A 10,586-nucleotide genomic window follows, 5' to 3' on the forward strand; every position below is an offset into this window, starting at 1 on the left:
AGCCCCGCAACCTGGCCCTAACCCATCAACCCGCCCTGCCGCCTCAAGCGGCGGGCTCCTGTCCCTGATTATCGTGTCTCACGATAAGGGTGCACTTCACTTTCCGGGGACAAAGTGGCCCCGGATTGCGCTTCGCTCCATCCGGGCTACGAGCTTTTTTTCCTCCGCTCTCGCTTGCGCCAGTCGGCAACGAACGCCACGAAGGCGGCGAGTGCCGGCGGCGGTTGGCGGCGGCTCGGATAATAGAGGAACGGACCCGGGAACGGCGCGCACCAATCGTCGAGCACGCTGACCAGCGCGCCGGATTTGACGCCATAGCGCACGTATCCCTCGAACGTCGCCCAATAACCGACACCGTCATGGACGGCCCGCAACGCAAGGCCGAGATAGGTTGCGATCAGCTTGGCCGGCGGCGACACCTTGACCAAGCGTCCTGCTTTTTCGAACTCCCAATCGTACATTGCGCCGCTGCCGAAGCGGTGCGGATACAGGGATGGTCGAGCAGGTCCTTTGGCTGCGTCGGCCGGCCGTGCTGCGCGACATAGTCGCGCGAGGCCACGACTGCGTAGCGTTGCGGCGGCCCAAGCGATACCGCGATCATGTCCTGCGCGAGATGCTCGCCATAGCGCACGCCGGCATCGAACCCTTCCGCGACGATGTCGACGAACGCGCTCTCGGCGATGATCTCCAGATCGACTTGCGGATATTTTGCCAGGAACGGCGCCACCATCGGCGCCAGCACCAGGTCGATGGCCGGCGGTGGCGCATTGATGCGCAGGCGACCTGACGGCACGCCGCGTAAGCCGCGCACCTGATCGAGCGCCGCGCCGACATCGCGCATCGCAGGGCCCACGCGCGCAAGCAACAGTTCGCCGGCTTCGGTCAGCGCCACGCTGCGCGTGGTGCGGTTCATCAGGCGCACGCCGAGCCGCTCCTCCATGTCGCGCAGCCGCTGGCTGAGGCTGGAGACCGAGACGCGCTGCTCCAGCGCCGCGCGCCGAAAATTCTGCGTGCGGGCCACGGCGAGGAAGGCTTTAAGGTCGCGAAGATCGAAATCCTGCATTGTTCGATATACTGAACAAGCTATTCGGGATTGTCCAGCTTATCAGCGTAATGGAAAGCACGCATATCCGCCCTCGTCACGCGGCGCAAGCAGCCGCCTTTTCGAGGAGAGCCAACATGGAACAACGCAAACTCGGTTCAACCGGCCCCACCGTTTCGGCCCTTGGTCTCGGCTGCATGGGCATGTCGGAGGTCTATGGACCGGTCGATCGCGGCGAGAGCATCGCCACGATCCATGCAGCACTCGATGCCGGAATCACGCTGCTCGACACCGGCGACTTCTACGCCATGGGCCACAATGAAATGCTGGTCCGCGAAGCGCTGAAGGATCGCCCGCGCGACAAGGCGCAGATCAGCGTGAAGTTCGGTGCGTTGCGCGGTCCCGGCGGCGAATTCGCAGGGATGGATTGCCGCCCCGCCGCGATCAAGAATTTTCTTGCCTATTCGCTGCAACGGCTCGGCACCGACTACATCGACATCTACCGACCCGCGCGTCTCGATCCCAACGTTCCCATCGAAGAGACGATCGGCGGCATCGCCGAGATGGTGAATGCCGGCTACATCAGGCATATCGGCCTGTCCGAAGTCGGCTCCGACACGATCCGACGGGCGCATGCCGTGCACCCGATCGTCGATCTCCAGATCGAATATTCGCTGATCGCACGCGGCATCGAGCGCGACATCCTCAAGACCTGCCGCGAGCTCGGCATCGGCATCACCGCCTATGGCGTGCTGTCCCGCGGCCTGATCAGCGGCCACTGGACGAAGGACAGCGGCAAGGTTGGCAAGGACTACCGGCTGATGACGCCGCGCTTCCAGGGCGCGAACCTCGACGCCAATCTCGCGCTCGTGGAGTCGTTGCGCGCGATCGCCAGCGAGATCGGCGCAACGCCGGCACAGGTCGCAATCGCCTGGGTGGCGGCGCAGGGCAAGGAGATCGTGCCGCTGGTCGGCGCCCGCACCCGCAACCGTCTCACCGAAGCACTTGGCGCGATCAAGGTCACGCTGACTCAGGCTCACCTTGCGGCGCTGGCAAAAGCCTTCCCGCCGGATGTCGCCTCGGGCACGCGCTATGCCGCCGAGCAGATGGCACATCTGGACAGCGAGAAGCCGGCCACAACGTAACGACCGCAATCAAGTGCGATGCGCGCTCAGATCGGTGATGACGGGGTTGTCACCGTTGAGCGGATTGGCCGGATCGCGCGCGTAACGCAGGGTCTCGAAGCGCATCGCGCGCGCATCCACCATCAACAGGCGCCCGACCAGGCCCTCGCCGAAGCCGACGATTTCGCGGATCGCCTCCAGCGCCATCATCGAGCCCAGGATACCGGCGAGCGCGCCCATCACGCCGGCTTCCGCGCAGGCCGGCACCGTGCCGGGCGGCGGCGGCTCCGGGAACAGGCAGCGATAGGTCGGGTTGAACTCGCCGGCAGCGTTCTTCTCATGCGCGCGGATCGTGGTCAGCGAGCCGTCGAACACGCCGAGCGCGGCCGTGATCAGCGTCTTGCCGGCGAGGAAGCAGGCATCGGAGACGAGATAGCGCGTCTCGAAATTATCGGAGCCATCGAGCACCAGATCATAGCCGCCGATCAGCGCCATCACGTTATCAGCGTCGAGCCGCACCGCATGCGCCTCGAAATTGACATGCGGGTTGAGCGCATGGATCTGCTCCGCGGCGCTGTCCACCTTGCGTTTGCCGATGTCCGGCGTCGCATGGATGACCTGGCGCTGCAGATTGGAGAGCGACACGATATCGTCATCGACGACCCCGAGCGTGCCGACGCCGGCCGCCGCCAGATACATCAGCGCCGGCGCACCAAGGCCGCCGGCGCCGATCACCAGCACCGAAGCCTCCTTCAGCGCCGCCTGCCCGGGGCCGCCGACTTCGCGCAGCACGATGTGACGGGCGTAGCGTTCGAGTTCGTCAGCAGTCAGCATTGTCGACTTTGTCCTTCCTCGCGGTCCCTGCCCGACCCTCATGGTGAGGAGCGCGCAGCGCGTCTCGAACCATGAGGCCCCAGTCTCGCCCGTGGCCATCCTTCGAGACGGCCGCTTCGCGGCCTCCTCAGGATGAGGTCGGAGTCGTGAACCCAGGTGCGGTTGTTGTCGACCAAGCAGATGTGCATAATCGGCCCACCGCGCAATAACCTCCCGGATTTGTCATGAGATCGATGCTTTCGGCAACATTGATAGTCGTGACAATGGGCACCGCGCAGGCGCAGACGACGCCGCCAGCGACCGCGGGCGCCAAGCCAAAGACGGTCGCGACCGTGCCGGTCCGCCCCGCGCTGCAGAAGCCCGAGGAGACGGCCAACGGGATGACGCAGGCCGAGCGGCTCGCGCTGCAATCCGATCTCGCCTGGGTCGGCCAGTATAATGGCGCGATCACCGGCGATGTCAGCGAGCGCATGGTCAATGCGATCAAGGAATTCCAGAAATCGCGCGGCGGCAAGCCCACCGGCGTGCTGAACCCGCAGGAGCGCGGCGTGCTGGCCGAAACCGCGCGGCGCAAGCAGGAGAGCGTCGGATGGCGGATCGTCACCGAGCCCGGCACCGGAGCGCGGCTCGGCATTCCCAGCAAACTGGTTCCGCAACTCGCAAGCGGCGTCGACGGCGCCAAATGGACCTCGCCGACGGGGACCGTCCAGGTCGTGCTGGCGCGCCGCAAAGAGGCGAACCCGACCACCGCAAAACTTGCCGAACGCGAGAAGAAGGAGCCGGGACGGACCGTCGACTACACCGTCGTCAAGCCGGACTTCTTCGTGCTCTCGGGCCTGCAGGGGCTGAAGAAATTCTACATCCGCGGCATGTTCAAGGGCGACGAAGTCCGCATCCTCACCATCCTCTACGACCAGGCGACTGAAAATACCGTCGAGCCGGTGGTGATCGCGATGTCGAGCGCCTTCAACGCGTTTCCGACCGGTCCGCAGGTTGCCGGTCCCCCGCCGCGCAAAACCGTGGAATACGGCACCGGCGTAATCGTCAGCGATGACGGCGCGATCGTCACCGACCGGCTGGTCACCGACGAATGCATCGCGATCACGATCGGCGGCCACGGCAATGCCGACCGGATCGCCGAGGACAAGGAGCACGATCTCGCGCTGCTGCACATCTATGGCGCGCGCGGATTGAAGCCGCTGAATGTCGGCGCCACTGGCGCCAAGCCGGCGCTCGACCTCACCGGCATCGCCGATCCGCAGAACCAGGGCGGCGGCAACGCCGTGAGCAGCGCCAAGGCGACAGCCACGCCTATCGGCAGCGACGTCACGCTGACACCGGCGCCCGCGATCGGCTTCTCCGGCGCCGCGGCGCTCGATACCGACGGCAAGTTCGCCGGACTCGCGCTGCTGAAGCCGGTGGTCGTCGCCGGCCCCGCGAACGCGGCACCTGCCTCGCAGGCGATGCTGGCGCCGGCCGAGACGGTGCGCGACTTCCTGAAAGCGCATGGCGTGACTGCGAATGGCACATCGTCCGACGCAAAAGCCGCCGTGGTGCGCGTGATCTGCGTGCGGAAGTGACACTTGCTCTTCGCCTCTCCCCGCGCGCGGGGAGAGGCCGGATTGCATCGCAAGATGCAATCCGGGTGAGGGGCTGCCTCCGCGAACTCATCTCTCACCGTATTTGCGGCGCGAGCCCCTCACCCCAACCCTCTCCCCGCAAGAGCGGGGCGAGGGAGCGGACCGAGCGCCTTCATACCAGCCTGAACCTCACGCCCGCACGCGCCAGCAGGCGGCGCCTTGCATGCAACCATCCTCTTCAAACTGGATCGCGTTCATGCCGCCGGCGACGGAGGATACCGGCGCAACCGTGTGACCCAGACTCGCGAGTTTCTCGCGCACGCTCTCGGGAACGGCGAGCTCGACTTCGAGCGCATTGCCCTCGGTCCACACCCGCGGCGCCTCGACCGCTTCCTGCAGGCTCATGCCGTGGTCGATCAGGTTGATCAGCGCCTGCATGGCGCTGGGGAAGATGCGTTTTCCCCCGGGCAGGCCCAGCGCATACTTCAGCTTGCCGTCGCGCAAAGCCATCATCGGCGACATCGAAGTGGTGACGCGCTTGCCCGCTGCCAGCGACAGCGCGTGGCCGGGACGCGGATCGAACAGATGCATGTAATTGTTCGCGATGGCACCTAAGCCCGGGATCAGGATCTTCGCGCCGAACAGATTGTTGATGGTCTGGGTGGTCGCGACCACGTTGCCGAACGCATCCGCCGCGGTCAGATGCGTGGTATGCGCACCTTCGAGCTGCGCAACGCCCGCACCCCAGGCCTGCGCCCGATTGGGATCGATCGCACGGCGGCGCTCCTCGGCATAGGCTTTCGACGTCAGCCGCTCGACGGGCACGTTGACATAGGCGGGATCGCCGCTCGCCGCTGCACGGTCGGCAAAGGCGATCTTCAGCACTTCGGCGAGATAGTGGATCGTCTCGGCGGTGCCGAAACCGAGGCTCGCGATGTCGTAGCCTTCGAGGATATTCAGCATCTCCGCGATATGCACGCCCGATGCCGCCGGCGGCGGTGGTCCCAGGATGGCCCAGCCGCGATAATCGGCGCGGATCGGCTGGCGCTCGACGGTCTTGTAGGCTGCGAGATCGGCGCGGCGAATATATCCGCCGTTCTTCTCCATGTAATCGACAAGGATATCGCCGAGCGAGCCCTGATAGAACGCGGCTTCACCATGCTCGGCGATATACCGCAGGGTCTCCGCGTATTCGGCCTGCACCACGCGTTCGCCGATCTTCAGCGGTTCGCCGTTCGGAAGGTAGATCGCCGAAATCGGCTTGTCCTTCAGCATGTCGGCAGCGCTCTCGCGGATGCATTCGTGCAGGTAAGGCGTCACGGCATAGCCGCGGGCGGCATGCTTGATCGCGGGCTGCATGACATCGGCAAGGCTCATGGTGCCGAACCGCCGCAGCGTCTCGCACCAGGCCATCAGCGAACCCGGCACTGCAACCGCCTTCGGGCCCACGCAATTCTCATCGCCGAGGGTGTCGAACACATCGTGCGCCGAACCCGGCTTCGAACTGTAAGTGTCGGGCCGGACCGCGAGCGGCACGGTGCTCTGGCCGTCGATGAAGCGGTGCGTGCCGTCGGCGAGGCGGATATGCGCCATGCCGCCGCCGATGATGCCGACCATCATCGGCTCGACCACAGTCAGCGTGAACAATGTCGCGATCGCGCATCGATGGCATTGCCGCCAGCGGCCAGCATCTCGGCGCCCGCGCTTGAGGCCAGCGGATGATTGCTGACCACCATGCCGCGGCTGGAGATGGCTGGTTGCTTCTCGCATTCGAAACTTGTCGCCGCGCGATCGCGCCAATTGTCGCTCATGACGTCGCTCCCCTTGTTGTTGGTTATTTCTGGCATTTCGGGCACCAGAAGGTCGAACGGCCGTTCTGGGTGAAGCGTTTCACGGTGCCGCCGCAGCCTGGAGTCGGGCACTTCTCGCCTTCGCGATCATAGACCTGAAACGAATGCTGGAAATAGCCGAGCTCGCCATTGGTCTGGCGATGATCGCGCAACGATGAGCCGCCGGCCTTGATCGCCTGGTTCAGCACATCGTGGATCGCAGTGACCAATCGTTTGGCATGCTCCGTCGGCTCCCCCCCGGCAACGCCCTTGCGTTGTCCGGCCTTCGTGGCAAGCGTCGCCGCCAGCCGCCGCGGCGACAGGTGCGAGCGAAACAGCGCTTCGCAGACATAGATATTGCCGAGTCCTGCGACCACGCGCTGGTCGAGCAGCGCCGCCTTCAGGCTGGTCTTCTTGTTGGCGCAGGAGTGCGCCAGCATCGCGGCATCGAATTCATTGCCGAGCGGCTCGGGGCCGAGGCCCTTCAACAGCGGCTCGTCCTCGATTGCGTTGCGCGCGATCACCTTCATGTAGCCGAAGCGGCGCGGATCGTTGAAGATGATCGCGGCCCCCGACGACATGTGGAAGATCACATGATCGTGTGCGCGGTCCTGATTCCGCTCATAATGAAAATGACCCGGCGCGATCTTGTCGTCGTCCTTGAGCACGCGGAACGAGCCGGACATGCCCAGATGCATCAAGAGCACGTCGCCCGAGGTCAGGTCCGCCATCAGATATTTCGCGCGGCGGCCGAGACCTTGGACGGTCTGTCCCTCCAGCCGTGCGACAAAATCTTTCTGAAAGGGAAACCGCAGGTCCTTGCGGCGGGCTTCCGCCTTCAGGATTTTCGCGCCCTCCATGGACGGCTGCAAGCCGCGGCGGACGGTCTCGACTTCGGGGAGTTCGGGCATGGAAATGTCATTCACACGGGGCACGATCGGCAAAAAGTGTAAGGGGTTTTGCGCCCGACCGCGCGCCAAATTAACAATTTGCGAACAATCCGCCAGACCGCAACCAGTTTGGTGGATTGTGCGCGGCGGTGCTGACGTGATAGCGCCATTGCGGCGGGCGCGCTATGGTCGCTCCTTAAGGTAGTGCGTTGATGGATCGGCGGGACCAAACCACCCATTTCGGCTACAGGGACGTTCCCCTGGGCGAGAAGCAGACGCTGGTGAACGAGGTGTTCCACAGCGTAGCGTCGCGTTATGACTTGATGAACGATCTGATGTCGATCGGCCTGCACCGGGTCTGGAAGGACATCATGATCACCCAGCTCAATCCGCCGAAGAGCGAGGCGCCGTTCGCGCTGCTCGACGTCGCGGGCGGCACCGGCGATATCGCGTTCCGCGCGGCGAAGGCGGGTGGTCCCGGTTTCCGCGCTACTGTCTGCGACATCAATGCCGACATGCTCGAGGTTGGCCGCAACCGCGCCCGCGCCCAGCATCTCGATGACCGGGTCTCCTTCGTCGCCGGCAATGCCGAGACGTTGAGCTTTCCGGACCGTTCGTTCGACGCCTACACGATCGCATTCGGCATCCGCAACGTGCCGCGGATCGATATCGCGCTGCGCGAGGCCTATCGCGTGCTGCGGCCCGGCAGCCGATTCCTCTGTCTTGAATTTTCCACCGTCGACGTGCCCGGCCTCGACCGGCTTTATGACCTGTTCTCGTTCAGGGTGATCCCGCCGCTCGGCCGCGCCGTGACCGGCGACGCCGAGTCCTATCAGTATCTCGTCGAATCGATCCGCAAGTTTCCACGGCCCAGCGCCTTTGCCGAGATGATCACTGCCGCCGGCTTTGCGCGGGTGAAATGGGAAATCCTCTCGGGCGGCATCGTGGCGCTGCATTCGGGCTGGCGTTTGTGATCTCTGCAACTACACACATCGCGCGCCTCGCCCGCGCCGCCTACGTCTTCGCACGCGAGGGCGTGTTCGGCGTCGTCGATCCGGCCCTTGTGCCGCCACCGGGGCAGCTTCTGCTGCGGCTGGCCCGCCTGATCGAACGGCCCGGCGCCAAGTCCGGACCCAGGCTGTCGCGCGCGCTGACGCGGCTTGGGCCGGCCTATCTCAAGCTCGGCCAGTTCCTTGCCACAAGACCCGACGTGGTCGGCGTGGTGATGGCCAAGGATCTGGAGAGCCTGCAGGACCGGCTGCCGCCATTCTCCCAGACCGAAGCGGAAGCCGTGATCGCGCAATCGCTGGAACGCCCGTTGGCGCAGGCTTTCGCGAGCCTCGGGCCCCCGGTCGCCGCCGCCTCGATCGCGCAGGTGCACCGCGGCGAGATCGAGCGTAATGGCGTGCGCCGGCAGGTGGCCGTGAAGGTGTTGCGGCCGAACGTCGCCTCCCGCTTCCGCCGCGACCTCTCCGATTTCTTCTTCGTCGCACACAAGGCGGAAGCGCATTCGGCCGAAGCGCGGCGATTGCGGCTGGTCGAGGTCATCAACACGATGTCGCGCTCGGTCGCGATGGAGATGGACCTGCGGCTGGAGGCCGCCGCCCTCTCCGAGATGGCGGAAAACACGAACGACGATCCGGATTTCCGCGTACCGGCGGTGGACTGGGACCGCACCACCCATAACGTGCTGACGATGGAATGGATCGACGGCATTCCGCTGAACGACCGTATCAGGCTGGAGCAAGCCGAGGTCGACCTGCCCGATCTCGGCCGCAAGGTGATCCAGAGTTTCCTGCGCCACGCGCTGCGCGACGGCTTCTTCCACGCCGACATGCATCCCGGCAATCTGTTCCTCGATGATACCGGCCGGCTGGTGGCGGTCGATTTCGGCATCATGGGCCGGCTCGAGCAGAAGGAGCGGCGCTTCCTCGCCGAGATCCTGCTCGGCTTCATCACCCGCGACTATCGCCGCGTCGCCGAGGTGCATTTCGAGGCCGGCTACGTGCCCGGGCATCACTCGGTGGAGAATTTCGCGCAAGCCATCCGCGCCATCGGCGAGCCGATCCACAACCGCACCGCCGAGGAAATCTCGATGGCGCGGCTGTTGACGCTGTTGCTCGAGGTCACCGGCCTGTTCGACATGCAGACGCGCCCCGAATTGATCCTGCTGCAGAAGACCATGGTGGTGGTCGAAGGCGTGGCGCGCGGCTTCGACCCCAAGCTCGACATCTGGAAGATCGCCGATCCCGTGGTGCGCGAATGGATCGAGCGCAATCTCGGACCGGTCGGGCGCATCCAGGGCGCGATGTCAGGGGCCGGCGAACTCGCCCGCGTGCTGGCGCATCTGCCCGACATCGCCTCGCGCGCAGTGGCGGTGCTGGGTAGTCTGGAGAAGATGACGCGCGAGGGCGTCACGCTGTCCCCGCAGACGATCGCGGCGATGGGACAGACCGAGGGCCGCAAGAACCGCTGGCGGACCGTCGCGCTCTGGATCATCGCGGCCACTTTCATCGGAATCCTGATTGCGGTCCGGAATCTTTGATTGCAATGATAGCGGACGCTGCTAGCATTGCTGTCAAATCGATGGTGCGGCCATGGCCAATCTGACTATTCGCAAGCTCGATGACGCCGTCCGAGACGAACTGCGCCTGCGCGCCGCCCGTAACGGGCGCTCGGTCGAGGATGAGGTACGGGTCATCTTGGGCGAGGTGGTTGCGGGGCAGCCCTCCGAGGTCCCGCCCGCAGCTCCCGCGTCGCGCCCGCAGGCCGCCGTGGCATCGGTCAATGGCCTCGCCCGGGTCACCCTGATCATCGGCGGCGGCATCGCCGCCTACAAGGCGCTGGACCTGATTCGACGGCTCAAGGAGCGCCATATTCAGGTCCGCTGTGTGCTGACCAAGGCGGCGCAGCAATTCGTCACGCCGCTTGCGGCCAGCGCCCTGTCGCATGAGCGCGTCTATACCGACCTGTTCGATCCCGAGAGCGAATTCGATGCCGGCCACATCCGCCTGGCGCGCGAGTGCGACCTGATCGTGGTGGCGCCAGCGACCGCGGATCTGATGGCCAAGATGACGCATGGCCATGCCGACGATCTCGCCTCCGCCATCCTGCTCGCCGCCAACCGCCCGATCCTGCTGGCCCCGGCGATGAATCCGCTGATGTGGAACAACGCCGCCACCCGCCGCAATGTGCTGCAGCTCCGCCGCGACGGCATCCTGACCGTCGGCCCCAATGCCGGCGAGATGGCGGAAGCGGGCGAAGCTGGCGTCGGGCGGATGGCCGAG

At 65.3% G+C, this 10,586-nt stretch carries 7 protein-coding genes and 2 pseudogenes; 5 read left to right on the forward strand and 4 right to left on the reverse strand.

What is annotated here, in order from left to right; all coding sequences use genetic code 11:
- Positions 1 to 146: 146 nt before the first annotated feature.
- A pseudogene (locus CWO89_RS34060) lies at positions 147 to 1,063 on the reverse strand (LysR family transcriptional regulator).
- Positions 1,064 to 1,179: 116 nt separating this feature from the next.
- Here CWO89_RS34060 and CWO89_RS34065 point away from each other — a divergent pair.
- Positions 1,180 to 2,187, forward strand: a complete 1,008-nt coding sequence (locus CWO89_RS34065) for an aldo/keto reductase (RefSeq protein WP_130582847.1) — start codon at positions 1,180 to 1,182, stop codon at positions 2,185 to 2,187.
- Between the two features lie 9 nt (positions 2,188 to 2,196).
- Here the strand turns inward: CWO89_RS34065 and CWO89_RS34070 are convergent, their stop codons facing one another.
- Positions 2,197 to 3,000, reverse strand: coding sequence for a HesA/MoeB/ThiF family protein (locus tag CWO89_RS34070; protein WP_130582848.1), 804 nt, complete (start codon positions 2,998 to 3,000; stop codon positions 2,197 to 2,199).
- A gap of 224 nt (positions 3,001 to 3,224) precedes the next feature.
- On the opposite strand from CWO89_RS34070, the gene CWO89_RS34075 reads away from it, so the two are divergent.
- Positions 3,225 to 4,580, forward strand: coding sequence for a serine protease (locus tag CWO89_RS34075; RefSeq protein WP_130582849.1), 1,356 nt, complete (start codon positions 3,225 to 3,227; stop codon positions 4,578 to 4,580).
- 201 nt (positions 4,581 to 4,781) lie between these two features.
- Here CWO89_RS34075 and ggt read toward each other — a convergent pair.
- Both ggt and mutM read right to left on the reverse strand, forming a co-directional pair.
- A pseudogene (gene ggt / locus CWO89_RS34080) lies at positions 4,782 to 6,391 on the reverse strand (gamma-glutamyltransferase); the annotation flags it as partial.
- Positions 6,392 to 6,414: 23 nt separating this feature from the next.
- Positions 6,415 to 7,320: a bifunctional DNA-formamidopyrimidine glycosylase/DNA-(apurinic or apyrimidinic site) lyase gene (gene mutM / locus CWO89_RS34085; protein ID WP_130582850.1), complete on the reverse strand. Its 906-nt coding sequence runs from the start codon at positions 7,318 to 7,320 to the stop codon at positions 6,415 to 6,417.
- Between the two features lie 191 nt (positions 7,321 to 7,511).
- Here mutM and ubiE point away from each other — a divergent pair, with 191 nt between their 5' ends.
- The 3 genes from ubiE to CWO89_RS34100 form a co-directional block, all read left to right on the forward strand.
- Positions 7,512 to 8,273, forward strand: a complete 762-nt coding sequence (gene ubiE / locus CWO89_RS34090; protein ID WP_130582851.1) for a bifunctional demethylmenaquinone methyltransferase/2-methoxy-6-polyprenyl-1,4-benzoquinol methylase UbiE — start codon at positions 7,512 to 7,514, stop codon at positions 8,271 to 8,273.
- Positions 8,270 to 9,844: a 2-polyprenylphenol 6-hydroxylase gene (ubiB, locus tag CWO89_RS34095; RefSeq protein ID WP_130582852.1), complete on the forward strand. Its 1,575-nt coding sequence runs from the start codon at positions 8,270 to 8,272 to the stop codon at positions 9,842 to 9,844. Before ubiE ends, ubiB begins: the two co-directional genes overlap by 4 nt.
- A gap of 52 nt (positions 9,845 to 9,896) precedes the next feature.
- Positions 9,897 to 10,586: flavoprotein (locus tag CWO89_RS34100; RefSeq protein ID WP_283813564.1), on the forward strand; the 690-nt coding region annotated here is incomplete at its 3' end.

This window comes from Bradyrhizobium sp. Leo170 (genome assembly GCF_004296405.1).
Classification (GTDB): Bacteria; Pseudomonadota; Alphaproteobacteria; order Rhizobiales; family Xanthobacteraceae; genus Bradyrhizobium.